This is a genomic window from Radiobacillus sp. PE A8.2, assembly GCF_045635475.1.
Taxonomy (GTDB): domain Bacteria; phylum Bacillota; class Bacilli; order Bacillales; family Amphibacillaceae; genus JBJGXI01.
In genome coordinates, this window is record NZ_JBJGXI010000013.1 from 1 (window position 1) to 25270 (window position 25270).

Annotated in this window: 25 protein-coding genes; 15 read left to right on the forward strand and 10 right to left on the reverse strand. The window is 37.3% G+C overall.

Annotated elements, in window-relative coordinates:
* Window positions 1-335 precede the first annotated feature (335 nt).
* Window positions 336-857 carry a hypothetical protein gene (locus tag ACI6MV_RS08845; protein WP_407269922.1) on the forward strand — a complete coding sequence of 174 codons (522 nt, stop codon included), beginning with the start codon at window positions 336-338 and terminating at the stop codon, window positions 855-857.
* 314 nt (window positions 858-1171) lie between these two features.
* Here the strand turns inward: ACI6MV_RS08845 and ACI6MV_RS08850 are convergent, their stop codons facing one another.
* Complete coding sequence (locus ACI6MV_RS08850; protein ID WP_407269923.1) at window positions 1172-2449, reverse strand: ATP-binding protein; 1278 nt, start codon at window positions 2447-2449, stop codon at window positions 1172-1174.
* Window positions 2450-2791: 342 nt separating this feature from the next.
* On the opposite strand from ACI6MV_RS08850, the gene ACI6MV_RS08855 reads away from it, so the two are divergent.
* The 6 genes from ACI6MV_RS08855 to ACI6MV_RS08880 all read left to right on the forward strand — a co-directional run bounded on the left by ACI6MV_RS08855 (window position 2792) and on the right by ACI6MV_RS08880 (window position 8713).
* Window positions 2792-3169 carry a hypothetical protein gene (locus ACI6MV_RS08855; RefSeq protein WP_407269924.1) on the forward strand — a complete coding sequence of 126 codons (378 nt, stop codon included), beginning with the start codon at window positions 2792-2794 and terminating at the stop codon, window positions 3167-3169.
* 163 nt (window positions 3170-3332) lie between these two features.
* Entirely contained in the window at window positions 3333-3560 is a 228-nt protein-coding gene (locus ACI6MV_RS08860; RefSeq protein WP_407269925.1) for a hypothetical protein, read from the forward strand.
* 258 nt (window positions 3561-3818) lie between these two features.
* A complete protein-coding gene (locus ACI6MV_RS08865; protein WP_407269926.1) occupies window positions 3819-5957 on the forward strand; it encodes a YecA family protein in 2139 nt (712 codons plus the stop codon).
* 92 nt (window positions 5958-6049) lie between these two features.
* Window positions 6050-7054, forward strand: a complete 1005-nt coding sequence (locus ACI6MV_RS08870) for an NADP-dependent oxidoreductase (RefSeq protein ID WP_407269927.1) — start codon at window positions 6050-6052, stop codon at window positions 7052-7054.
* 115 nt (window positions 7055-7169) lie between these two features.
* On the forward strand, window positions 7170-7691 hold the full coding sequence (locus ACI6MV_RS08875) for a DUF402 domain-containing protein (RefSeq protein ID WP_407269928.1): 522 nt from the start codon (window positions 7170-7172) through the stop codon (window positions 7689-7691).
* 89 nt (window positions 7692-7780) lie between these two features.
* Complete coding sequence (locus ACI6MV_RS08880; RefSeq protein WP_407269929.1) at window positions 7781-8713, forward strand: aldo/keto reductase; 933 nt, start codon at window positions 7781-7783, stop codon at window positions 8711-8713.
* A 74-nt stretch (window positions 8714-8787) separates the two neighbouring features.
* Here the strand turns inward: ACI6MV_RS08880 and ACI6MV_RS08885 are convergent, their stop codons facing one another.
* Entirely contained in the window at window positions 8788-9321 is a 534-nt protein-coding gene (locus ACI6MV_RS08885) for a hypothetical protein (protein WP_407269930.1), read from the reverse strand.
* A 367-nt stretch (window positions 9322-9688) separates the two neighbouring features.
* Here ACI6MV_RS08885 and ACI6MV_RS08890 point away from each other — a divergent pair, with 367 nt between their 5' ends.
* The gene (locus ACI6MV_RS08890) at window positions 9689-11359 is read left to right on the forward strand and encodes an acyl-CoA dehydrogenase family protein (protein ID WP_407269931.1); all 1671 of its coding nucleotides are present in this window, start codon (window positions 9689-9691) and stop codon (window positions 11357-11359) included.
* A gap of 229 nt (window positions 11360-11588) precedes the next feature.
* On the opposite strand, the gene ACI6MV_RS08895 is transcribed toward ACI6MV_RS08890, so the two are convergent.
* Window positions 11589-12041: a DUF2269 family protein gene (locus ACI6MV_RS08895; RefSeq protein WP_407269932.1), complete on the reverse strand. Its 453-nt coding sequence runs from the start codon at window positions 12039-12041 to the stop codon at window positions 11589-11591.
* Between the two features lie 182 nt (window positions 12042-12223).
* Between ACI6MV_RS08895 and ACI6MV_RS08900 the strand changes: the two genes are divergently transcribed.
* A complete protein-coding gene (locus ACI6MV_RS08900; protein ID WP_407269933.1) occupies window positions 12224-13009 on the forward strand; it encodes a nucleotidyltransferase domain-containing protein in 786 nt (261 codons plus the stop codon).
* Between the two features lie 317 nt (window positions 13010-13326).
* Complete coding sequence (locus ACI6MV_RS08905; protein WP_407269934.1) at window positions 13327-14640, forward strand: MDR family MFS transporter; 1314 nt, start codon at window positions 13327-13329, stop codon at window positions 14638-14640.
* Window positions 14641-15597: 957 nt separating this feature from the next.
* Here the strand turns inward: ACI6MV_RS08905 and ACI6MV_RS08910 are convergent.
* Window positions 15598-15762 (reverse strand): hypothetical protein, encoded by a 165-nt coding sequence (locus ACI6MV_RS08910; RefSeq protein WP_407269935.1) that lies wholly within the window; start codon window positions 15760-15762, stop codon window positions 15598-15600.
* Window positions 15763-16101: 339 nt separating this feature from the next.
* Window positions 16102-16689, reverse strand: a complete 588-nt coding sequence (locus ACI6MV_RS08915; RefSeq protein WP_407269936.1) for a TetR/AcrR family transcriptional regulator — start codon at window positions 16687-16689, stop codon at window positions 16102-16104.
* 193 nt (window positions 16690-16882) lie between these two features.
* Between ACI6MV_RS08915 and ACI6MV_RS08920 the strand changes: the two genes are divergently transcribed.
* From ACI6MV_RS08920 to ACI6MV_RS08930, 3 genes are all read left to right on the forward strand, one after another.
* Window positions 16883-17644 carry an SDR family oxidoreductase gene (locus tag ACI6MV_RS08920; protein ID WP_407269937.1) on the forward strand — a complete coding sequence of 254 codons (762 nt, stop codon included), beginning with the start codon at window positions 16883-16885 and terminating at the stop codon, window positions 17642-17644.
* 332 nt (window positions 17645-17976) lie between these two features.
* Window positions 17977-18939: an alpha/beta hydrolase gene (locus tag ACI6MV_RS08925; protein WP_407269938.1), complete on the forward strand. Its 963-nt coding sequence runs from the start codon at window positions 17977-17979 to the stop codon at window positions 18937-18939.
* 42 nt (window positions 18940-18981) lie between these two features.
* Window positions 18982-19209: an HPr family phosphocarrier protein gene (locus tag ACI6MV_RS08930; protein ID WP_407269939.1), complete on the forward strand. Its 228-nt coding sequence runs from the start codon at window positions 18982-18984 to the stop codon at window positions 19207-19209.
* Between the two features lie 133 nt (window positions 19210-19342).
* On the opposite strand, the gene ACI6MV_RS08935 is transcribed toward ACI6MV_RS08930, so the two are convergent.
* From ACI6MV_RS08935 to ACI6MV_RS08950, 4 genes are all read right to left on the reverse strand, one after another.
* Window positions 19343-20269: a glycine betaine ABC transporter substrate-binding protein gene (locus tag ACI6MV_RS08935; protein ID WP_407269940.1), complete on the reverse strand. Its 927-nt coding sequence runs from the start codon at window positions 20267-20269 to the stop codon at window positions 19343-19345.
* Between the two features lie 14 nt (window positions 20270-20283).
* Entirely contained in the window at window positions 20284-20943 is a 660-nt protein-coding gene (locus ACI6MV_RS08940; protein ID WP_407269941.1) for a cysteine hydrolase family protein, read from the reverse strand.
* Between the two features lies 1 nt (window position 20944).
* Entirely contained in the window at window positions 20945-21493 is a 549-nt protein-coding gene (locus ACI6MV_RS08945) for a GbsR/MarR family transcriptional regulator (RefSeq protein ID WP_407269942.1), read from the reverse strand.
* A gap of 338 nt (window positions 21494-21831) precedes the next feature.
* Window positions 21832-23568, reverse strand: coding sequence for an ABC transporter ATP-binding protein (locus ACI6MV_RS08950; RefSeq protein WP_407269943.1), 1737 nt, complete (start codon window positions 23566-23568; stop codon window positions 21832-21834).
* A gap of 374 nt (window positions 23569-23942) precedes the next feature.
* On the opposite strand from ACI6MV_RS08950, the gene ACI6MV_RS08955 reads away from it, so the two are divergent.
* Window positions 23943-24314: a hypothetical protein gene (locus tag ACI6MV_RS08955; protein WP_407269944.1), complete on the forward strand. Its 372-nt coding sequence runs from the start codon at window positions 23943-23945 to the stop codon at window positions 24312-24314.
* A gap of 145 nt (window positions 24315-24459) precedes the next feature.
* Here ACI6MV_RS08955 and ACI6MV_RS08960 read toward each other — a convergent pair whose 3' ends face one another.
* Window positions 24460-24723 (reverse strand): hypothetical protein, encoded by a 264-nt coding sequence (locus tag ACI6MV_RS08960; protein ID WP_407269945.1) that lies wholly within the window; start codon window positions 24721-24723, stop codon window positions 24460-24462.
* Between the two features lie 217 nt (window positions 24724-24940).
* Between ACI6MV_RS08960 and ACI6MV_RS08965 the strand changes: the two genes are divergently transcribed.
* On the forward strand, window positions 24941-25270 hold the full coding sequence (locus ACI6MV_RS08965; protein WP_407269946.1) for a PadR family transcriptional regulator: 330 nt from the start codon (window positions 24941-24943) through the stop codon (window positions 25268-25270).

Consider the following 25270-nt stretch of genomic DNA (forward strand, 5'->3'; position numbering starts at 1 on the left):
TCTTCACCTCCTGACTATATTTTACCAAAAGGAACACGTGTTTGTCTTATAATCTAATTTTAAATTTCAAAAAAGAGCGATTCATCCCACATCTGAAGAAGTGGGCTTTCTCGCTCTTAAGTTCTGTAATAAGTGTCGATACGTCACAGTTGTTCTATTAGTTTTGTGTAACATTTTTCGTCCAAATCTTAGTATAATAGCATAACTTCTGTGACTTTTTCCGAATCACTTCATTTTGTGCATTCTTTGTGGGAGCTCTAAACAAGACTCAAAGAGCACAGGACAGCACACATTTACATATTGTATGGGTGAGTAACTATGTAAGGAGGAGACCGATGCAGTTACCGAGTATCGATGTTGGTCTAATGACTGAACATTTAGCTACCCATAAAGGTGTAATTCATAAATTAAGAAATTATTATAATCAGGTTAATGACCCTTACTTAAAAATATTAATTTATGCTCAAATAATAATTATGGAAGACCATGTTAAAGTCATGCTTACCCTGCTAGATCCAAGTCATAATCAATGGGTGCAAGTAATCCCGTTAGAGCAAGTATTCCAGCAGTTAAACGTTAACCAAATTCAGCCGGTTAAAGAAGGATCTGACAAAGCAATTACATTGGAAGTTCATTCCACCTCGAAATTGTTAGCCAATGATAACTTTACGTCCGCATCAATGATGAAAAACGACAATGTCAAACAAGTCCATTATGACATGGCGATGCAGCAAGCCAATTTTGAAAAACTCTATAGTGACTATATAAAAAACAGGAATTGGTCGGTCACAACCCGAGCGGGCAAAGATGAGCAGCTAAAGGTGATTAGCCATTTTCAAGATATGTTTGAAAATTAAGAGAATCCCTGTTAGTAGTTGCAGGGATTTTTCTTTTTACTTAGTTAAAAGAAGAATCGGATGCATACGATGGATAGTTGCACAGATAATCGTTTAAATCATACTGGACCGATAGGCTACGTAAGGCTTACATACTGCCAAAGTTACCAGTATCACATACCAATCCGATCATTTTTATAGCAACACAGAGATTGAATGATGATATTAAAAGTTTATAAAGTACAGCGAATATATTGGATATTATTACAAGTGAACGAACAAAAGGTGGGAGGAGTTTATTGTAGAGATCTGCTCCGTTTTTTTGCAATTCAGTTTTATTCTTGTAGAATAGAGCTAGTTTCGACGTAAACACAGGGAATGCAAATATTAAAAGTTGTTCCTTTATTTATTTCACTTTCCACGTGCAGACTAGCATTCATCGATTCAATAATATTAATGGCTACCATCATACCTAGACCGGTTCCATTGCTGCCTTTGGTTGTGAAATAAGGTTCTCCTAAACGCGCAATCTGTTCTTTCGTCATACCTTGACCAGTATCGGAAATTGTTAACAAAAGATCATTGTTCATTCTTCTAGTATCTATTCTTAGCATACCGGCATTCGGCATCGCTTCAATACAATTTTTTGTTATATTTAAAAGGCATTGCCTGATAAGTTGTTCATCCCCTCTGAAATAAAAATCATTTAAATTTGTTTCTACTATTACATTGTTCATGTTGGCAAGTGGAGAAATCAGGTTGAGTGTGCGCTGCACTTCTTCTTTTATATTGAGAACTTTTATATTTTCAGAAGCAGGTTTTGCAAACATTAAATAATCCGCAATTATTTCATTTGCTCGATCGATTTCCAGTATCGAAGTTTTTAAGTACTCTTTTCTTTTGCTCGCAGGTATATCATCTAGAAGTATTAATTGTAAGAAACCTTTAACTACAGTCAAAGGATTTTTAACTTCGTGTACAACAGAAGAAGCCAGATGACTAACTATTTGCATCTTTTCTGCTGTTATCATCTGCTTTTTTATTAATATGCTTTCATTAAAAAATTCATAAAGATATACTAATACAGCGGTAGCACATAACGTAATCATGATGTATAAAAACGAAAATAAAACGCTGAAACTGGCACCGAAAATGATAGTTGAGTTTAATAAAGCTATGACAGCGGCGGATAACGAAAGGACACTACTGTACATTACTTTTTTATTTTTTGGTGAGTGTATAAAACGATGAGACATAATCATCAATAAAATAACGAATAACAATACGACGATTATTGTGGCTGCGGCACCTAATCCACCAACAGTAAGGCGGAAAATCACCGTTACCCCACCTAATATAAGGATAGATGAAATACCACCATACAATCCACCAATAGTCAGGGCAACTAAGCGTAAATCAAAGATATAACCGTCCATAATTGGTATTGGAAAGGATATGCAACTAAGAATTGCTAAAGAAGTTAATAGATTATTTGTCCAAAATCTCTTACGGGTAGAAAAATTGCTAGAATGCAATTCAAAAATAATAGGCATGAAAAGTAAGAAAATAATTAAAAAGAGAAAGTTTAGTAATAGTTCTTGTACCTCAAACATAAAATGTCCGCCTTTTCATGATTAGTATTATTAATAGGAAACTGAAACCTTACTATTATTCTAACAAATTAACCAAACAAAGGTAATAAAATGCTAGATGTTTCCTGTTACTACTTTTCCAATCATCTTTCGAAAATCTGTTGCTGGCAATTTTATATGATTGGTGCAAGAACTTTTTGGTTTCTTGCAAGCCGAGCGAAGAGTAATAACGTTCAGATAAGCACAACAGAATCAGGTTTTGGTATCATAACTTTTTTAAAGAAGCCTTGGAAAACTAGTAATAAGTAAAACCATTTCGTAATAACCGTGTTATACTATATAGAAGAAAAAGGGGTGATCATAATGGAAGATACATTGAAGCAAATACTTAACGAACTTCAAAAGGTGAATCAAAGAATGGATGGAATGGAAAATCGCATGGACGGTTTTGATAAACGCTTTGATGGAAATGAAAAACACATGATTGGCTTTCAAAAACGCTTTGATAATATAGACAAAGACTTAACAGAACTAAAAATTGGACAAGAACAACTAAAAGACAGCACAATTAATCGTGTTGGTCCATATATTGAAGCAGTTGCTAAACATATCGACGTAAGATTTGATGAGGTAAAGGAAACTTTAGAAGATCAACAACGTGTTATTGATACGTTGGCAGTTCGTTCTGTTAAGCATGAAAGTGAAATAAAAGAAATCAAACAGATACTTAACAACCAATAGTTATGTATATCAGTTTTGCGCTGTAACAAAATCTGTACCGCTTATAAATATATTTCAGTAAAGAACTCAACCGCTGAACCGCTAATGAACCTCAACGTACGTGAGCAGTTTCAATAACAATGGTAATGGTACTCATTTCTAATTTCCTCGATGCATCCTTAGTATGGAAAGAATCCCAAAAACTACATCTAGCCAAACCTACTTGCAAATACTACATCACACTGACCACAACACAATTGACGTTAAAACGCAAAAGTTATGGAATCAAAAGATGAACTCTATTATATCCGAAAATGAATTAGCTGTTTTCAGTGAAGCTTGTTATCATGAAACAGTGGTGGGAACTTTCTTTAGTGGATTACTCGCATTTTCATTGATTAACAGAAAATAGACCTCCCTACTAAGCCATGAAGAAATAGGTGAGGTCTATCGCAAAGATAAACAGCCGATTCTCGTGGGAGAACCGCTTATCTAAAGGGCTGCAGTTCCAACTGTGGTCCTTTTACTTTATTCAAATCTGCTTTCATTATGAAATTGCAACACACAAATATTAGCCTATTAGAAGTTGTCATTGTAAACTTAAGAGAGTAGAAATAATCAGGAAAATTATTTTCAATTTAAATACGTCTAATTATAAAGGAGAGTATATATGACAATCGGTAGAAACGACCCATGCTACTGTGGCAGTGGGAAGAAATATAAGAAGTGCTGTATGAATAAACAGAACGTAGTCGAACTTCAAGCAATTAAGGAAGAGAGATTTTATCATGAGAAGTATATGTTGGTGACTCAACTGCAGGATTTTATTTCGGAAAAAATCCCATCAAGTCTTTTCTTTCCGTTGGAATCAGAGTTTAATCGGCGGTCGAACCGGCTGCTGAAAGGCGATAGTGGTTTTGTTCAATTTTGGATGATTTTTTCGCATCGGTATGAAAATGGGCTGCGTGGCATCGAGTGGTTTTTAGCTGAGAACGAGCACCGTTTATCTGAAGAGGAAAGAAATATGGCCACTACGTGGGCAACGTTAAAGATGCAGCTATTGCAAGCAGTGGACGAGACAGATTCGATCGTTACTTTTAAGGATTTTTTCACAGGGGAAACGTACCCCGTATCGAAATCTAAGGAGAATATTCCGGTTGTTTATCCTTGGGCGAGTACGTTGGGAATATTAGAACCGATGGGTGATCGCTACTTCTTTAATGGTGTTCGAAGTATTGTTAATCCAAAGGGATTTGAGCATGCGGTACAATGCGTGAAGCAGTTGATGAAGGACACGGGGTTAACGCATGAACAGGTTCTTTTTGATTATTATCCGGAGGTTTTACTAGCACTTCACAATGAATTCGATAAAGAAGATGCTGAAAAGGAAGTTGTAGAATATAATTATACATTCAAGTTGACAGATCGGGACCGTGCCGAGAATTTTCTCTATAATGACGATGATCTGCAAATAGAATTTTGGGAAGCGGATAGAAAAGAGTTAGGGTGGCTAGATAATTTTACTATTTATACTGATAGTGAGATTGATGGACAAGTTCGTCAGGCAGAAGCACTAGCATATATCGACATAAAAGATGATATATTAACATTTAGTTCTTATGATTTAGCGATTACCAATCAATTTCTCCGAAAAATTGGTAAAGCGGAGGGTTCCATTCTATTAATTGATGATCAGGAAGAACATCATACTGTTCCACTGCAGTTTGATGTAATGAAAACGACAGCTTCCATTGATGTGCAGGTGCCAGAGTATTTTATATTGTACGCACAAAATGCTGTGAACATAGAAATGGACCGCAGCTTACCAACATACCAGGCAACGGTGAAAGAGTTAGTGGAAAATGGTAGAGTGGACGAAGCAGAAACATGGCTAAAGCAATTAGAATTTTCGATGTACCAACTTGTGCATAAGCAATATGATACGGTTGAAATCACGGCTGATTTTAATACCGTACGGAAAGAATTAGGTTTGGAGTTGTCTCCATTTGTGACAGGAGGAGACAAGCGCTGGTCCAAGATAGAACCCTATGTAATGGAAAGGCGTCCATCGGTTGTGCTTGAGGAAGATATCCCAATTTATGAAAATCTAGGTTTTGCACAGGATACGGTCGATGCTTTCTACGCAGACGATATTGTGGCGTTTTATAAAGAGAAAGCACATGGTAAATCAGAAGGTACAGAACGGAAGTATCGCAACAGTTTGTATGATATACGAGAAGCTATACAGATTAGTTCTATTGATAGCTGGGCGGAATGTGATCTGGAATTCTGGGAGACGTTACTCGCGGAGGACTTTTTTGAGCTGAATGAAGCGGTTAGTAAATCAATGGTTAAAGACATGATCACAGTTGTTAAATTATATAGCAAATGGCTGGAGAAGCAACATAAAATTGACAAGGCAAAACAAGTTACCGAGCTTGCTAAACAATATGAACCACGAATGTTAACGGCAGTGAATTTACTTGAACAGGAATCGTCGAACAGGGGCAGGGGCTATATACCTGAATTGAGTAAAATAGCAGGTGTATTACGTAACATCGATAAGCAATTGCATGACATAGAGTCAGGTGAGTATTTAATCATAAAGGTTAACAAGAATAGTGTAAGAGTTAAATCTCATGATAGTCAGGAACTTACGATATCTTTGCGGGAAAAAACACTCTCTTATGCAGAAGTGGGCTTTATTTTGCATGCGGATATTGGTAAATATGATAATGGAAACACGTGGGAGTTGATTCATTTGGAAAGGGTGACAATTGCAGGGGCAGGCTCTTTTACTAAGGTGTAGGAGAGGCGATGATAGAATTATTGTTCGTTTACGTAGCTGCTTGCAGAAATGTCGTATAGGTTGTTTCTTATTCGAAAAGGAGTGTTTTAAAAGTGAAAAACAAACAAATCATCTTAGCAGAACGTCCAACGGGGATGCCAGATGAACATACATTTAAATTCGTAGAAGAAGATATCTTATCTCTTACAGATGGACAAGTGTTGATCCAAACGCACTATGTATCCGTCGACCCCTATATGAGAGGGCGGATGATTGATGCGGAGTCTTATGTGGAACCCTTTAAAGTTGGCGAAGTGATTGAAGGTGGTTCAATCGGTGAAGTGATTGAAAGCAAATCTTCTGTCTTCGAAAAAGGGGATATGGTCATCGGAGGTTTTGGATGGCAGCAATATTATGTTGCTGGTGAAAAAGAAGTGCGTAAGATTGATCCAAAGCTTGCACCGGCGTCTACTTATTTGGGAATCTTAGGCATGACTGGCTTAACGGCGTACTTTGGCTTACTTGAAATCGGGAAGCCGAAAGCAGGCGAAACGATTGTCGTTTCAGGTGCTGCGGGTGCGGTTGGATCTGTTGTCGGACAGATTGCAAAGATTCAAGGAGCACGGGTAGTTGGGATTGCTGGATCAGAAGAGAAAATAAAGTTCCTTAAAGAGGAGCTTGATTTTGATGAAGTGATCAATTACAAAACAACTGATGATATTTCGGCGGAACTTCGAAAAACATGTCCAGATGGTGTCGATGTTTACTTTGATAATGTTGGTGGCGCGATATCGGATGCTGTGTTGAATCAGTTAAATCGTTTGGCACGGGTGCCTGTCTGTGGTGCAATTTCGTCTTATAACCTTACAGAAATAGATTATGGACCACGTGTGCAGTCGATTTTGATTAAGAAAAGTGCACTAATGCAAGGCTTTACAGTAGGTAATTATGCGAACCGGTTTCAAGAAGGTGCTAGCCAGCTAGGTCAGTGGCTGCAAGAAGGAAAGCTAACTTACCAAGAAACGATCAAAACAGGATTTGATACAATCCCTGAAGCTTTCTTAGATTTGTTCAGAGGTAATAATATTGGGAAATTACTTGTCAAAGTTAATCAATAATCGTGAAGCAGGGGTTAGTCCTCTGCTTCTTTATTATAGGTTTTTCCAAAAATATCCTAAATGTTCTGGGATAATGGAGATTATTTAGATCAAGTAAGGAGAGGCTGGTCGGACAGTGGGAAACATCATTAATATAAAGGCGCTAAAATACCCGAATATCCCACACTATGAGTGGAAAGGGGAGATCATTCACCAAACAGCTGATTATGTATTGGTTATTTGCAAATACGGAAGAAAACTAAAGCATCATACGAAGGGTAAGATTTTTACGGTTAATAATACCTCCTTAGAATACTTCTCCTTAACTGATTGGCATACGGTTGCAATGGCGATTGAGGAAGGCAAGCCGGTTGCGTATTATTGTAATATTGCCATGCCTTCTATTTGGAATGAAACTGAACTAACCTTCGTCGATTTAGATTTGGATTTTGTAAAGGGTTCGAACGAAGAATGGAAGGTAGTCGATGAGGATGAGTTTCAAACGAACAGTGAGAAATACAACTACCCTGCCCACTTGATTGAGAAAGCACCAGAAGCTTTGGCAGATTTAAAAGGAAGGGTAAAAGCTGCAACATTCCCATTTGATGGTAGTTTATTGGAAATATATCGAAAAGCAGATACCATTACCTATAAATAAGTGTACGCATTCCCAAGTAACATACAAGAAATTATCAACGTATTGTCTTATTATAAAAGTACATAACACAGAAGGAGTGAGACGCTGCAATGGTAAAAAAAGTACAGTTAGGTAAATCAGATTTATACATTAATCCAATTGGTCTTGGAACAAATGCTGTTGGTGGGCATAACTTGTACCCAAACCTGGATGAAGAAGCGGGAAAGGAATTAGTTCGTACCGCATTAAATAATGACATGAATTTCTTGGATACTGCTTTTATTTACGGTCCGGAACGCTCAGAGGAATTAGTTGGACAAGTGATCAAGGCTGAAGGGAAGCGAAAAGAAGCTGTTATTGCGACAAAAGGTGCCCATAAATTTGTCGGTAAAGAAGTTGTCATCGACAACCGCCCTGAGTTTTTAATACAAGCAGTTGAAGACAGTTTAAAGCGACTGCAAACAGATTATATTGATTTGTTTTATATTCATTTTCCTGATAAAGATACACCGAAAGAAGAAGCAGTCGGTGCCTTAAGCAGGTTGAAAGAGCAAGGGAAAATACGTGCAATCGGTGTTTCCAATTTTTCAATTGGACAATTAAAGGATGCTAACCAGGATGGATATGTTGATGTGTATCAAGGAGAATACAATTTGTTACAGCGCGAGGCTGAACATGAGTTGCTGCCATATACAAGACAACATAACATTTCCTTTATCCCATATTTCCCACTGGCATCAGGCTTGTTAGCTGGCAAGTATACGAAGGATATGACCTTTGACGACCTAAGAAAAAATATGCCACACTTCCAAGGAGATGCGTTTGCTCGAAATCTGGACAAAGTGGCAGAAATTCGTAAAATTGCAGATGCAAGAGACGCGGAAGTTGCTCATGTTGTACTTGCTTGGTATTTAGAACAAGCAGGTGTCGACGCGTTAATTCCAGGAGCAAAACGAGCGGAACAAGTGTTAAGTAATTTAAAAACTTTAGACGTTACGCTAACAAAATCAGAAATAGAAGAGATTGATTCGATATTTAGATAAAGGAATTGCAATGGCTATGTTTTGTTATATAAGGGCGATTGATGATCAAATCGCCCTTTCCATCATTCATTTCGTTATTCAGTCTTTTCGGCTTTCTTCATATAAGTGATCGTAACGGAAATCTCAGGTGCTTCGGCGGTAGCGATATTTATATTCAAACCGTAATCATCATTTTGCATACTAAAGATGCTATATGCTTCCGTTTTCATCTCAGAAGTGTTTTCCAAGCCTTGGTTTTCTTTATAGCTCATGTATAAATCAGTAAGCTCCTCCATGGACGATGTTGATGTTAAATAAGATACGGTCAATGCTTGCTCTCCATTTTGGTTAATTTCCGTTGTGCTGATTATTTCGTATTCATCGGCAAATGGAATATCATCGGGAAATGCTTCTGGTATTTCCTTCGACGAGCTTACAGAAAAGGATTCGCCATCCGCTCCTTCTGCTTCAAAGCTAAAACCTTCATCTTCATCTCCACTGATGGATATACTTTCTCCGTTTTCTCCAACTGGTAGCTTTACTGAATCTTTTCCAATTCCAAAACACCCACTTAACAAAAGAATGGCTAGTGTTGAGCACATCAATAAGAACACGCTATTTTTTTTCATCTCATACATCCTCCAGATTTTTGTCCGTAGCACATTAAGGCTATCTACACTATTGTAAGGAATGGACGAGCGTGGGGGGTACTATACTGGAGTATACATTTGTGTAATTCATCTATTTACTGGTCCTTATCCTGAAGAATCGCGAATTTGAAAACCTTGTTTTTTGCCCTTCATGCTAACATTGATGATAAACTTAATACATAGTAATTGATGTCTGAGAGGCTAGAATTTAGAGTGAACACGTGTGAGGGAATGAAAGTAATAATTAAGTACGAATGTAAACACGAAAATAAGTTTATATAATTGTGAATATAAATCAAAATGAAAGCGTTTTATATATAAGGCGATATGTATTGGAGGAGATAAAATGAATAACTTTTATAAAAGTGATAAAAAGCTTCAGGAGCACCTGCAAACCTATTTATCAGCTGAACTATTCGAATACGCCGACGAGCAACTGTCTCATTTTGGTGAAAGAGTTGCTACAGTAATAGATGAGCGTGCTGCCTACACGGACCGTGATGGGCAACCAAAGCTCATTAAGTATGACAAAATGGGGAATGACATTTCACACGTATGGGTGAACGAGGGCTATAAGGCAACTGTGAAAGAAACATACGAAACAGGAATAGTCGGTTACGTGTATAAAGATATTCCAGAGCTTGGACTAAAGGGTAATTATATCTATTCCTATGCCCAAGGCTATATTTTATCTCAATCAGAGCCTGGCTTTTACTGCCCTGTCACACTTACAATGGCGACTGCGTATTTAATTGATCAATATGCCGACAGTGCGCTGAAAGAAAAATTTCTACCACATGTGATTGCAACAGGTGATGTCGAGTTGTATGAAGGTGCTACTTTTCTTACTGAACAGCATGGAGGGTCTGACGTTGGAGCAAACATCGTAGAAGCGTCGGAAGAGAATGGGTATTATTTGCTTTACGGTGAAAAATATTTTGCCAGCAATGCAGGTACGTGCAGTATTGCGATGGTGTTGGCCCGAATAAAAGGGGCGGAAGAAGGCACAAAAGGATTAAGCCTGTTTCTCGTCCCTTGGAAAGAAAATAACATTACAATTCGCCGTCTAAAAGATAAACTTGGGGTTAGGGCTGTACCGTCAGCTGAAGTGGAATTTCACAGTTCAAAAGCCTACTTAGTAGGTGACGCTAAACAAGGGTTTAAATATATGATGGAAGCACTGAACCTTTCACGTGTTTGCAATACCGTCGCATCTGTTGGTATCATGCGTCGTGCTTATAACGAAGCACGAGACTATGCTTTCGAACGCGATGCATTTGGTAATAAGCTGGTATCCTATCCTATGATTCAAGCAACATTAGTTCAAATGGCTGTGAAACAGGAAGTCGAATTAACCACTACATTTGAACTGATTAAACTTTTTGATAACACCATGCGCAGTTCTCCTGCTGTGACAACAGAAGAACAGGCTTTGTTGCGTTTATATATTGCACTTTTGAAAAAAGAAACAGCAGAACAATCAATTCAATTTTGTCATGATGCAATAGAAATGCACGGTGGAAATGGCTATATCGAAGACTTCGTGATCCCACGATTATTACGGGATGCCCAGGTGTTGACGGTTTGGGAAGGAACAGCAAATATTCTTGGCCTGGAGGTACTGCGTCTTATTGATAAATTTCACATTGAAGAAATTTTCATAGGTGAAATGAATAAGCAATTAAAAAGTTTACCTAGCCAAGAGTTAACTAAACCAATACATGATGCACTAGATAGACTTGTCAGTTTCCTGACCAAAATCAGCACCATGGATGCACACTCCCGATTACTGTATCCCAAAAAGATTGCCAAGAAAATGGTAGATATATTCGAAGCAGTTATAGTCGTAAAAGACGTATATAAATCTATGAAAGGTAAGGAGAGGCGCATTGCTGTTGCAAACGTTTATTTAGATATGGCATTCGGAAAAAGTGAATCTGGCTTAGAACTTGATTATTTTGAACTTATTGTCGGTTCTATTGGTTTTAACAAACAAGTAATTAAAGCAGATATGTGAAGGGGATCAGGATTCAATAATGATAGTCATATAGTGAATAATTGAAACCCAACACTAAATGCTAAGTTGTGTTGGGTTTTATCGTGAGGTTGTATATTGTGGAAATATTTCAGATATGCTTTTCTTGATCAGACGATAAAGGTAACGAACGAGTGTTGTTAAATAAACATGCGCCGACAAGTTCTCTTAAAAGCGTTAATTAACGTGTAAAGAAAGAGCCAAGGAATAGCTAAACTGGCTTTAAAATCATTAGCCCAATAATAATCAAAAAAATCGTATTCTCTATGTATTCTACTTTAAATAATGCTTTTGATAACTTCGTATATGTTTCTGGAATGTCCTCACCTTGAGATTCTGCCAACAGCTGTTTAATCGGTCTCGACTTCGGACTTAATACGAGTGGACCCATCGCAAGTGCAATCAAAAAAAGTGTCAGGCTCGTCAAATACCAACCTGCTTTGAACAGATACGGGTGAATTGCTCCCATTAATAGACCTGTTACTAGTAAAAGCGATCCACCGATCATCACTAATATGTGCAGACGATGTCTGAGCGCATAGGCATGTCTTAACTCTGTCATTGTGTTCGCTGTCTTTGGGATAATAGTGAGTATAAATCCTGGTCCCATTCCGATAATTGCTGAAAATATATGTATAAGAACGAGAAAGCTGTATAAATTCATGTTTTTGCCTCCAACTATATTAATCTCTATTTTACTATAAGTAGAACTCTATGTTATCCCTTTTCAAAAAATATCAGATTGCAGTCAACACTTTCAATAATGCAGTTTTGTGAAAACGAAAATTCCTTTATAATCAATAAGTAATCGTTCACAAATACGAACTGTAGAAAGGAATGTACCCAATGTTCCAACATCATAAAATAGCAATTGAAACAATCACGAATAAGTTAAAAACGAAACAAGAAATTTTAGGGATTATTGTTGGCGGGTCGGTAGCACATGGTTTTGCAAAGGGAGATTCTGATATTGACCTTATGCTTGTAGTTTCCGATGATGATTATAAATTAGCCTTGGAATCTGGAAATATTGAGTATCATGAAACAGATTCTACTCCTTACAAAGGTGGCTATGTCGATGGGAAGTATACGTCTATTTCCTACATAAAAAAGGTCATCGAGTCAGGTAGTGAGCCTGCTCGTTATGCATATAAAGATGCTTTTATCACTTATTCTGAAATTCCAGAATTGGATACGTTAATACATGAAGCTGCTAAGTATCCTATACATAAACAAGAAGAGAATATGGTGAAATTTTACGCGCAGCTCGAAGCGTGGCGTTGGTGGTTTCATGAAGGATTAAAGCGAGAGGATAAATATGTGATGGACTATGCTGCAGCAAATTTCGTTTTGTTCGCTGGGAGACTGCTGCTTGCATATAACAAGGCGTTATATCCCTATCACAAGTGGTTTACGAAAGTTTTAGATGGTGTAGAAAACAAGCCTGAAAATACGATTGCTTTAATTAATGACGTATTAAACGACAAGACAGCAGATTCAATAGAAAATTTATACACCACTGTAATAAATTTTTACGATTGGCCACAGTCAGACAAAGGTTGGCATACAAGATTTATGTTGGATAATGAATTGAATTGGTTGAGCGGTCATGTGCCGGTGATGGATTTGTAAAGAGTAACGATCAGGTTAGGAAAGTTTTTCCTGAATATACAATTCTATATCCCACTAGTAACATATGAAGATAGTAAAAATTCTCTTCTTAAACTTTAACTCTACTGGTGATCATTAGAGGGGGATGGATGCATAGCTTATTATGCTTGTAAATTGAACCCCATCTCCGTCTTTAGACGGAGATCTTTTCAACCCACTGCCCGAAGTAAATTCTCATAAATAATTATATGATTATAAGCGATAAGAGGACGGGGTTGGAAAGTTATATTAACGAGCATGTATGTGCTTAACCCCTAGATAGAAAAGGGGAACTTGGTATGCGTTTTAGAGATTTTCATCCAAATATTAAACTTAGAATTATTTTTGGATTTTTTAGTGAGATTATTGGAAGTATGATTTTTCCGTTTATGGCAATTTATTTTGCTGTTCATTTTGGAGCAAAACTAACAGGAATATTGTTAATTTTAAACATCGTCGTAGGGGCTTTAGTAGGTTTTTACGGTGGCTACTTGTCGGATATTATGGGGCGGAAGAAGCTAATGGTTACTGCTGAAGTGATGCGTTCGTTGTCACTAGTCGTCATGACACTTGCGAATTCTCCATGGTTTGAATCACCGACATTAACATTTGTGATGTTCCTGGTCGGAAGTATTTGTTGGGGGATTGAAGGACCAGCAACTGATGCGATGCTAATTGATGTTAGTAAGCCGAAAGAACGGAAGCTAATGTATTCAATCATGTACTGGTCAGCTAATCTTTCTATTGCAATTGGGGGAGCAGTTGGCGCGTTTCTGTTTAAGGACTATTTGTTTGAGCTATTTATCGGTATGACCGTAATGTCGATTGTAGTGGCTATCGTGCTCATCTTTTTCATTCAGGAAAGCTATGTACCATTGAAATCAACAATCGAAAAGAAGCCGGCTGGCAGGTTTCAAGTTTTCAGCGATATTCTACAAAGCTATAAAACTGTCGCAACCGATAAAGTGTTTATCTTATTCGTGATTGCAGGGTTATTTATCCAATCGCTAGAGTTTCAGTTAACCAACTATATTGCTGTCAGACTGCATGAGCAGATGCCAGCTCAAGATGTGTTCAACTGGTCTATTGATGGATTGGAAATGACTGGGGTATTGCGCACAGAAAATACCGTGCTCGTTGTTATTTTCGCGGCAATTATTATGAAGGTCATCCATGCGTATAAAGATAAGCATGTCTACTTGATTTCCATTGTATTGTTTACGATTGGCTATACGGCGATCAGTTATTTTGATAACATCTGGATTTTGTTCGGGGCGATGCTCGTCGCAACATTAGGTGAGCTCATGCGTGTGCCTGTAGCGCAAAGCTATTTGGCTGCCATTCCACCAGATGACAAAAGAAGCAGTTATATGGCGGTAAATGCTTTTACTTATCAAGGCTCCATGATTCTCGCTTCGCTGTCAGTAACATTGGGGGCATTTCTCTCTAAGGAAATGATGAGTATATTTATCCTGATCACAGGTGTAATTGGATTCGTAATCATAAATAAAATTATTCCTAGCTTGGAGCAAAGAGTGCGTAGTCAAGGGGAAGAAGTTGAAGCCAATAATAGGGAGCAGGATTATGTTTTGCGAGAGCAAGTGGTGGAGTGATTTTGGTGAAATAACGAACACCATTACTTTGAATCATTCAAAATGATGCAAATGTAAATGGGATAATGTTGGATAGGCATTATAATAGAAGCTTGTACTCCTGGTTCAAGGGAAATACAAGCTTCTTCATTTATAATTGAGTAATCTTAATCCTTAGTTCTAATTTCTATTGACATTTTAGATTTTTCATTGCTACTCAATACAGCTTTTACTAAAGGTAAAACTAGTAATTTATCATTTGACTGCGCAATCAATTACTATGTTATAGGAAGATAGTTAATCTACAGTTATTGTAAAGTTAAGATTGTTAAAAATAGGTTAGGGGGCAAGATGAAGGGATCTGTAGGAGACTGAAAATCAAAGCCGGAATTTTTGTGAACACGAATCACTGTTGACCGTTAATTAAGTTTGAAGTGTAACGAAAAAAGTTGAGTATCTAAATATGAAAAGGTACCACGAAAAACAATTTTGGTCTAATCAAGGAGAGGTCTATATGAGAGGGTTAGTATCAGTGGGTTTCTTATAATGGATCGTTTTCTCCATAAAATGTTCGAAGCGCAAAACCTGTCATTGAGGAATAGCAAGCACGAATTCGTACCTTTTTCTTAGCTTCATTAATGGAGTAAACAATGATCACATTGTTAATTACAGTCCAGTGGTAGCCGTTATATTTGAAATTAGCAAAATCAGCAGAACCGTATGATTGAATATAAGGATTAGCGCTTAAAATGGTCTGTGATCTTTTAATACTAGCTCATGATTTATATCATAAATTTTTGCTAATTCATATGTAGCAGTCTTTGTAAATACTACCAGATAATTATCTTTTGTATTCATTTTTCACCTCTTGCACGATGCTTCTCAGGCTTTCGATGTCTTCTATATCGGTATTCTCATCATCTAATTCTGATTGCTTCAATTGTTCATTAATTTTCTTGTTTTGAAAGACGCTTTTAGTTAATTCTTTTTTTGTACATTAGATAAATTGCTGAAGTTGTCAGAATTAGTGCCAGTAAGCAAGATACTATATTCCTCACCTTGAATACGTACAACATAGTTGTTTGAATCTTTTGGTTTTGCTTCATATATCTCACCGTTGGGACCCTGTAATTTTATGTTCATAAATTCACCTCCTGACTTCATTATAAATTGCATTTAAAATTATTGAAAGGGGTAGGTTAATTTCACTTATTTGAGTCAATTTCATAATTACCTTACACAGCTATATAAGGATGCAGATAGCTAAAAATCAGTATTATGAAATTGACTAATTCAAGTAGTTATTTTGAGTCTAGTCTAGTAAATATGAACGGCAGAAATCAATAGTGAAAAGCTAGTATTGATTTTCTGACCTAATAATAAGTTTAGTAGGATCAGAAGTGGTACTTCTCCCGCAGATAGAAATCGAAAAACCTACGATCTCTATCTGCTCTTAAATTAATAATCATATTACTTGTCTATCTAATTTTCATGATAAGGTTTCATTTTTAATATCTCCACTAACTGTTCGGCCATGTATGATGCCGAATATTTGAAATTACCATCTACCCATTCAATAATCATTCCTAAGATTGCATACGATTGATAACTGGCAAATATGTGATAATTAACTGCACTATCAAGTCTAGCATCAAGAACATCCTCGATTAATAATGCTTTTAATTCTCCGGTAATTCGCTGTTGGAAACCAGGAAGGGCATTCGCTTTAATCACTAATTTATACAAGTTTTGATGCGCCCATACATGATCAAATATTTTAATAGCAGAGGAATTTAAATTGCGAATATCTAATGTTTTGCTGTGAGAATAGGGTTCTTTGTAAGATTTCACTAGGTCTACTATAACTTCTTCTAATATTTCATCAAGTAAGTCCTCTTTATATTTGTAATGTTTATAAAAGGTACCACGGTTATAGTCAGCTTTCTTTACTATATCTGTAATCGTAATATCTTTGAAATTTGTATTTTCCATTAATGATAAAAGTGCACTTTCTAATGCATTTTTTGTCCGCTTTACTCTTTTATCAAGATCAGTATTGTTAGTAAACACTTTTACCCTCCTATGTTGAAAATCTATCCATTTACAAACATTACACACCTATATGTTTGTTAATGAACGTATTATACAATATTGCTGATTGCACCCGTAAGCGTAAGTTTATTATACTATATATAAGTTGTTGGTTAATAAACATATGTTGAAAAAGACTTGTGTAAGCGTAATCAAAAAAGGGAGGATTTGTATGGAATTAACAGATAAGGTATCAGTTGTAACGGGAGCAGCTTCTGGAATGGGGAAAGCAATTGCAGAGTTGTACGCCAAAGAAGGTGCGAAGGTTATTGTTGCAGATCTTAATTTTGAGGGTGCTGAAACAGTTGCGAAAACAATTAACGAGAACGGTGGACAAGCCAAAGCAGTAAAAGTAAATGTAGCCGAATTAGCTGATATAGAAAATATGATTGATACTGCAGTGAAAGAATATGGTACCTTAGATATTCTAGTGAATAATGCTGGTATTATGGATGGTATGCAAGCGGTAGGAGACGTAGAAGATGAGCGCTGGGATTTGATATTTGACATTAATACGAAAGCAGTTATGCGTGCCATGCGTAAAGCAATCCCTATCTTTGAAGAAAAAGGTAATGGCGTAATTATCAATACGGCTTCGACAGGTGGCTTAAATGGCGCACACGCAGGAGCTGCTTACGTTGCTTCGAAGCATGCGGTTGTCGGTTTAACAAAAAACACAGGATTCATGTATGCTAAAAAAGGTATCCGTTGTAATGCAATTGCACCTGGTGGTGTCGCTACAAATATTACAGCTAGTGTACAAGGCTTCAACGAATTCGGTGCAAGCCGTACACAAGTAGCGCAAGCTGTCATGCCTCGTGTTGGACAACCTGAAGAAATTGCACAAGTTGCACTGTTCCTAGCATCAGATGATTCTAGCTTTGTAAACGGGACAGTGATAACAGCTGATGCTGGTTGGACAGCTGCATTTTAATTATTGATTCGTTAGCTGATCTACCATGAGAAAACAAAAAATGTTATTGAAGTGCGTGTTCAAAAAGGTGACGAATTAGCAGCAAGAAGGTCGAGGCGGTGAAATCTTGAGGACCGCAGTGTAGGCTTTTCCTACATGAGGACCGGAAAGATGAACCAACGAAGAGATTCGCCGCTGATCATTTGGCACCATTTGAACAACCTCTTGAAAGAAATAGAATGAAACTATAAAATAATATAGAGTAACGAGGGACGGTTTTATGCTTCTTCCGTATGTCAGAAGCGCGCAAAACCGTCTCTATTTTTATATTTTATGTTGAGGTGATAAACATCATGAAAAAGAAAATCATCATTGTTGCAGTCATTGTGGTAGTTCTTTTAGGGGTTGGTTATGGGGCTGTCGGAAATTATTTTTATAATTTTGCTTTAAAATCAAACGATGAAAAAGAGTTTTTGCAAGGTAATCCTAATTTGGAAACAAGTGAAGCGGTCGTGGCTTCCGTTGTTGAAGCGGCAGAGCAGGCTGATCAGGAATTTGAGTTAAAGCATCAGCCTACATCCTTGTCGATTATCTCAAAGGATGACCTGCAGTTGAAGCTTCATGCCGATGTCTATATAAATGAAGAAGCAAATGCAAAATGGGCGATTATCGCACACGGATATACAAGTAGTGCAGCAAATATGTCCAGATATATCCGTAATTTCTATCATCAAGGGTATAATGTATTAGCTCCTGATCTCCGTGGTCATGGGAAAAGTGAAGGTGATTATATTGGAATGGGCTGGCATGACCGATTAGATATGCTGCAGTGGATTGATGAAATCATTCAAATAAATCCGAATGCTGAGATCGCATTATTTGGTGTATCGATGGGCGGTGCTACGGTGATGATGACGTCGGGAGAAGATTTGCCATCCAATGTCAAAGTGATCGTAGAAGACTGTGGATATGCTTCAGTTAGTGACGTGTTCATTTATCAGTTGGATGATTTGTTCGGCTTACCAGCGTTTCCAGTAAAGAGTGCCGCTAATACGGTGACAAAATTACGTGCAGGGTACAATTTATATGAAGCGTCTGCGGTTCAACAGGTTGCTAAGAGTGATACACCAATGTTATTTATCCATGGTGATGCAGATACTTTCGTTCCCTATCAAATGTTAGAAGAAGTTTATGAAGCAGCACCTGTGGAAAAAGCTAAACTCGTAATCGAAGGAGCTGGGCACGGGGAAGCAGAAAAAGTGGACCTGCAAACGTACTGGAAAACGGTATGGGAGTTTGTAGGAAACTATATTTAGCATCATCTTCGTTATAATTGAGGAAAAAGGGGAGGTTTGAAAATGAACATCACATTTCAGCTTAAAGAAAAGGAAGATGTCATTAAATTGAACAAAATTGCAACGAATTATATGTTTGACATCTGGGTTCATACGGAAGATCAAATGTTAGATGCCAAAACATTACTTGCCTTATACACGCTCCCGTTCAACCAAGACCTTAGATTAGTAATAGAAGAAGGGGTAAACTCTAAAGCGTTATTAAGAGATATGGAACCTTTTATGAAATAAAAGCATGAATTATTATACGGCTTGTTTAATTACAGCTGCGCTAGTGAAGTTAATTAAAAACATACCAAGGGAACCGTCCCTGTGGTAAAAAAAGCAGGTCAACATATCGCTGACCTGCTTCATCATAAAAGCCCTATTCTCCTAGCATTTGATCTACTTTATCAGGATTTTCTTCAATCCATTGTGCTGCTAATTCTTCAAAAGATGTGCCTTCTTGTTCATTTTCTTGCATCATTGCTTCTAATTCTGCAATGCTTATGCTCCAATTGGATAGAATTTCATATGCTTCGGGGTGCGCTTCTTCAATACCGTTATAAGATAATACATAAACATTGTCGGCTTGGAAGAATCCCTTTGTATCTTCTAAGAATTTTAAATCGTTACGGGCGAAGACGGAGTGTGGTCTCCAACCAGTGAAAATCACAGGTTCTTCTTTTCGAATTTTATCTTGTACAACGGTAATCATCGCACCTTCACTTGAAGGGGATAATTCATATCCTGCTTCTTCTAAGTTGTACCCTTCGATTAAGTCTCTTGAAATATTAACGATTCCAGCTCCTTCAGAAATCGTTACAATTTCTCCATCATACTTTTCTGCATTACCAATTAAGTCTTCGATAGTATCCTCTTCTACATAAGATGGTACAACCCAACCAAGTTCTGCATTTTCATAGCTTGTTGCTACTTTAACTAAATCGTCTTGGTATTCTTCCCATCTAGTAGCTTCTGTATATGGTAACCAAGCATCCATAAAGAAATCGATCTCTTTATTTTTCATACCTTCCCAAATGACTGGTTGTGATACATGTTCTACTTTAACTTCATACCCTTGTGCTTCCAAAATTTGTTTTGCGATTTGTGTTGGAGGCGCAGTACTTGACCATGGTGTTTGTCCAAAGGTAATGGTTCCTTTTTCTTCATTTGCAGCTTCATTATCAGCTACGTCATTTTCTACTTCAGCATTATCTGCTGTGTTATTATTTCCGTCCTCATTATTACCGCAAGCAGTAATCGCTACTAAAGAAATTGATGCTAAAATTAACAGTAAAATCTTCTTCATTTCTTATGTCCCCTTTATTTATCTATTTTTGAAAATATCTCTCGCATGTTTTCTGGAGTGAACTTTAAGGAATCAACTGATTCTGGCTTCCAAGCATGGTGTTCATCCCCATTGATACGTTTAAGAATATTATTTGTATCATACATTTTTAGGTTATACACCCAATTAGCTAGGATCATTAATGATGACATATGTGCGCCTTCATTTGATGCTGCACAAATATCACTAACTAAGTGGATGTTATAGTCTCTAAAATAGGCATCATATACAGAGGTTAACAAGCAACCATCCGTAACCACTCCACCTATAACAACATTTTCTACACCAAGACTTCTAAGCGTTAAATCTAAGCTAGTTTCATAAAAAGCACTCCAGCGATATTTATCAATAACAATATCTCCATCTTCTGGTTTGATTTCATCCATAATTTCAACGTTCTCACTTTTTGAGTTGTAATAAAAAGGTGTGCCATCTTCATTTAACGGCTCTCCTAAAGAAAGTCCTACGCCATCTGCTCTATTGACCTGACGGGTATAAATAATAGGGATATTCTTTTCTCTACAGCCCTTTGTTAAATCCTTCGTGTTCTTAATTACTTGCTCCATGTTCTCGAGTCCAAAATTACTTTCCTTTTGCAAATCAATCAGGACTAAAGCTGTATTTTGTGGGTTCACTTTATTGCTCCTTTTCTTTTGATGATTTAGGGAAATTATCAAAAATCTTGCCAGATTCCATTTCATTTGCGAGTCTCATTGTCCAGTCAAAATAGTTGTAGGAATCTTTCATTTGCTCAAGGTCTTTGATAGCTTCGCCTTTTACTTGTGGGTCGTCTGAACTAGCAGCAATTTTTTCTAAAGTCGGTTGGACTTGTTGCGCAGCTTTTAATATTAAATTTCGTTCCTGTCTTATCTTTTTGATGAAGAAAGCGATGAAATTTTTAAGAAAATCCTTCTCTGCTACATAATGATCTTTTCTATCGCCTTTTTTCCAAACCTTAATTACCATTTCAGTCTCTAGTAGCTCTCTCATTCCGTTGCTTACACTTGCTTTGCTCATCGCTACCTGTGTCTTAATGTCATCAAGGCTCAATGGTTCGGAAGCGAAGTACAGTACACCGTATATACGACCAACCGATGGGGTAACGCCATAGATAACCATAGTTTGTGCAATTGCACTAATCATTATGTCTCTTGATTGTTCTAAAGTTTCATAATCACTGGACAATGTCTTCACCTCTGAAAGTTGTTCAATAAATTTAATTCATACAGTATATAATAAACAAACTGAATATAAAAAGCAACCCTATGTCCAAATTAAGGATGCTTAGGGAGGCTTCTCATGCTTCTGATTCGGGGTAAAAGAACCTAAAAAGTAGAGGGGCTGGCATCGATCACAATATCTGTATCGCGGTTTCCAATAATTATTATTTTTTAAATTCTAATCGTTAGACTTGATCATGTAATTCCAAAGTCACGATCTTTCATCATTCCCGAGATAATTAGTTGAGTAATGGTCTCTAGCATAATAAAAAAACCTGATCCTCATAAGGACCAGGCATTTCATCATGTTAACTGCTGTTCAGCGAATTCACGGTAAAGCTGGTGTGTTGCTACTAATTCTTGGTGTGTTCCTGCGCCAGTAACTTGGCCTTTTTCGATAAATATAATTTTATCTGCGTTCACAATTGTCGACAGCCGGTGGGCGATGACGAATGTAGTGCGCCCTTCCATTAATCGGCTCAATGCTTGTTGGACAATCCCTTCCGATTGACTGTCTAAGCTTGCAGTTGCTTCATCCATCATTAGTATTTTTGGATCTCTTAAAAATGCTCGAGCAATCGCGATCCGTTGGCGTTGGCCACCAGATAATTTCACACCACGCTCTCCAACCTCGGTATCTAACCCGCTAGGAAATTCTTTAATAAATTGATAAGCATAAGCCATCTCTGCTACAACCCATAATTGTTCATCCGTAATCTGATCCGCATTTTCTAAGCCATAACAAAGGTTCTCACGGATGGTGCCGGCCATCATTGGGCTGTCTTGGGAAACATATCCGATTTGTGTGCGCCAAGATAGCATCGATAACTCTGTAATTGGCGTAGAGCCAATTAGAATTTCACCTGAGCTAGGCTCGTAAAATCGCTCGAGCAAGCCGAACATCGTTGTCTTTCCACCACCACTTGGTCCAGCAAAGGCTACCATTTGTCCTGGTTCCACCTCAAAGCTAATACTTTTTAATACAAGTTCATCGTCACTATAACCGAACGAAATATTTTGTACCCTAACCGGCTGATTGGCAATGTCTAACTTCAGACCATCCTGACCTTCTTCGACTTCAAGATCGAGAATCGCAATAATTCGTTCTGTTGCTCCTTGTGCTTTTTGTAGTTGGGTGAAGAACATTGCGAACGAAGTGATCGGAAAAATAATTTGAAACAGATATAACAGGAAGGCAACAAGTGAGCCGGTCGACATCGTGCCTTCAGAGACTCGAATTCCACCATAGCCAATGATGACAACAATAACGACCATCACAACGAGATACATCAATGGACCTACGAGTGCAAAGATTTTCGCTTCCTTTAATCCGAAAAATAACAGCTTAGAAATACCAGCTAACCCCTTTGCTTCTTCGGCATGCTCTGCATTAGAAGCCTTCATTAAGCGTATTTCACCTAGCGTTTGCTGGACACTGCCAGTGAATGTTGCCGTCTCATCCTGTAATCCACGCGATATTTTCGACATCTTCCTGCCAAGTGGGATCATAAATGCTGCTGTAATTGGCACTGCGATTAGCATCAGTAGTGTCATCTTCCAATCCATCACGAATAAAATGATGATCGCACCAATGATGGAAATAACACCCGTTATGAATTGTGGGAAGTGCTGGGAGATGAGATCCTTCACAATGCCTGTGTCATTTACAACACGACTGACGCTTTCACCGCTTTTCGTTTTATCAAAATAGCTGACAGGCAAGCGAATGAGTTTAAACCACATTCGCTCTCGTAATTTTGCGATGATTTGCTGACCAACATAAGCGAGCAGATAAGTAGATATCCCGTCAATAACGGCTTGTACGATAAAAACAAGACCAATCGCACCGATTAATAACATGTTTAATGAATCTATGGAAAAACCATCGACCATTTCCTTTGTCAAAAGGGGAATAGTCAGCCCGACAAGTGTTGTAATAAGGCTTCCAATCAGACCTATGGTTAACGCAAGTTTCGGGATTTTTGTTGACAGTAACAAGGATAAAAAAGATTTTACTTTCGTGTTTTCATTTGATGCCATTTTGTTAACTCCTCTTGAAATGCGGATGTACGCTTCTCTATTTACGGAATCTATTGCTATTATGTTTCACAATTATACGCTATTTAGTAGCATAATCGAAAAAACATGGAGTAGCGGTGCGAATCCTTGACCACTTTTTCACCAACGTTCTTCCGACAACTTGATTTTTTCTAATCTAAGCGTATGATAAGAGGAAGCAACATTTTTATTTGTAGGACATAATATATATCTAAGGAGGTTATATTCTACTTTATTTAAAGGCGAGGGTTATGATTTTGTAAGGAGATGTTCCTACGGTAATAATTACCTGCTCGTAATCATAGCTTTGACTAAACCAAAACTAAATACTAATCCAGAAAGGGAGCGTTTATACGATGTCTAAGAAAAACAATGTGATTGATTTCTACGGCTATAAACGAAAGAAGTTTGGATTAGATCGACCAATTTTTAGTGAACCTACTACAATCTCTTTAGGTAGTACAAACCGCTTTAATAAAGGACACTATACGGTGGTTTGCAATTTAGTTTATGAAGATCGTCAATTTCTCGCATTGAAACAAAAAGATAAACCAGAGGACCCCTGCACACTGGTAGAGGGTGTGGTTGAAAACCAAGAACTTGTTAGTGTTTTACCGGTTAAAGAAGGGGACTATCAACAAATAGAAATGAAATTTAAAAAAGTTTTTGAAGAGGTAAAGTATAAATATGCGTACAATGAAAAAGAGTCAACCAATTATTTTAGATAATAAACAAGGTAACTAAGAGCCATCCTTTGTCTTATATGACGATTAAGGATGGCTTTTATTAATGAAAACAAGGAATCTTATCGTTGAGCGCCCTATCTTTCTAATTCATATACCTTTTCTCGGAATACTTCATCTGTTAGGAGCTTTAGTTCAAATTCATTAAGACTAGCCATGAGCTTTTGTGATTCAATAAATCCAAGCTCATTGAAAAAATTGCCATCTCATATTTATGCCCTTTCTTATCCTCTGCAAATAAAGTATCAGTTAGAATATATCTTGTTGAACCACCTTTTTTTCCTGCTCGCTTTAACCATTCCTGATTTCCTGGACTCTCCATCATGACTCCAAGTATATATTCTAGATATTCTTGTACCCCTTCTGGGAAGGTCTGATTGTTTAACTGACTCATTACAGTTGCATATTCAGAAGTAGTAGATTTCTCTCCTTATATGCATGTTACTAGTAAATACGTTCTTAGTAGAAAAAGTTCCAAGATAACCGTGTTTAAAAAAGTACTTTACCTGTCGTAGTAATTCATGGTATAGTGATATTACTACGACAGATGAAGTACGTCAGATACAGTAATTGAGTTAATTCAGATCTGCAGGCAAGGAGGAGCGTTCATATTGATTAGTAGTGATGTTATTCGTGGATACAACGATACGATCATTCTTTATTTATTATTGGATCAAGCTTCCTACGGATACGAAATATCAAAAAAAATAAAAGAACTATCAGATGAAAAATACATTATCAAAGAGACGACACTCTATTCTGCTTTTAACAGGCTGCAAAAAAATGGCTACATTGAATCTTTCTATCAAGAGCAAACCTTTGGAAAGAGACGTACGTATTACCGGATCACAGATGCTGGCAGGAGTTATTATTACGAAAAGTGTCAAGAGTGGGAAGTAACCAAGCAGGTTGTTAATCAATTTATTAAGGAGGTAAAATAA

Coding starts and splice junctions, on each gene's coding strand:
- ACI6MV_RS08960 (WP_407269945.1), bottom strand. CDS start 24,723: ATGAGTCAGTTAAACAATCAGACCTTCCCAGAAGGGGTACAAGAATAT.
- ACI6MV_RS08935 (WP_407269940.1), bottom strand. CDS start 20,269: ATGAAGAAGATTTTACTGTTAATTTTAGCATCAATTTCTTTAGTAGCG.
- ACI6MV_RS08900 (WP_407269933.1), top strand. CDS start 12,224: ATGTTCCAACATCATAAAATAGCAATTGAAACAATCACGAATAAGTTA.
- ACI6MV_RS08930 (WP_407269939.1), top strand. CDS start 18,982: ATGAACATCACATTTCAGCTTAAAGAAAAGGAAGATGTCATTAAATTG.
- ACI6MV_RS08845 (WP_407269922.1), top strand. CDS start 336: ATGCAGTTACCGAGTATCGATGTTGGTCTAATGACTGAACATTTAGCT.
- ACI6MV_RS08920 (WP_407269937.1), top strand. CDS start 16,883: ATGGAATTAACAGATAAGGTATCAGTTGTAACGGGAGCAGCTTCTGGA.
- ACI6MV_RS08865 (WP_407269926.1), top strand. CDS start 3,819: ATGACAATCGGTAGAAACGACCCATGCTACTGTGGCAGTGGGAAGAAA.
- ACI6MV_RS08860 (WP_407269925.1), top strand. CDS start 3,333: ATGGAAAGAATCCCAAAAACTACATCTAGCCAAACCTACTTGCAAATA.
- ACI6MV_RS08925 (WP_407269938.1), top strand. CDS start 17,977: ATGAAAAAGAAAATCATCATTGTTGCAGTCATTGTGGTAGTTCTTTTA.
- ACI6MV_RS08880 (WP_407269929.1), top strand. CDS start 7,781: ATGGTAAAAAAAGTACAGTTAGGTAAATCAGATTTATACATTAATCCA.
- ACI6MV_RS08950 (WP_407269943.1), bottom strand. CDS start 23,568: ATGGCATCAAATGAAAACACGAAAGTAAAATCTTTTTTATCCTTGTTA.
- ACI6MV_RS08955 (WP_407269944.1), top strand. CDS start 23,943: ATGTCTAAGAAAAACAATGTGATTGATTTCTACGGCTATAAACGAAAG.
- ACI6MV_RS08890 (WP_407269931.1), top strand. CDS start 9,689: ATGAATAACTTTTATAAAAGTGATAAAAAGCTTCAGGAGCACCTGCAA.
- ACI6MV_RS08850 (WP_407269923.1), bottom strand. CDS start 2,449: ATGTTTGAGGTACAAGAACTATTACTAAACTTTCTCTTTTTAATTATT.
- ACI6MV_RS08910 (WP_407269935.1), bottom strand. CDS start 15,762: ATGAACATAAAATTACAGGGTCCCAACGGTGAGATATATGAAGCAAAA.
- ACI6MV_RS08895 (WP_407269932.1), bottom strand. CDS start 12,041: ATGAATTTATACAGCTTTCTCGTTCTTATACATATATTTTCAGCAATT.
- ACI6MV_RS08885 (WP_407269930.1), bottom strand. CDS start 9,321: ATGAAAAAAAATAGCGTGTTCTTATTGATGTGCTCAACACTAGCCATT.
- ACI6MV_RS08855 (WP_407269924.1), top strand. CDS start 2,792: ATGGAAGATACATTGAAGCAAATACTTAACGAACTTCAAAAGGTGAAT.
- ACI6MV_RS08905 (WP_407269934.1), top strand. CDS start 13,327: ATGCGTTTTAGAGATTTTCATCCAAATATTAAACTTAGAATTATTTTT.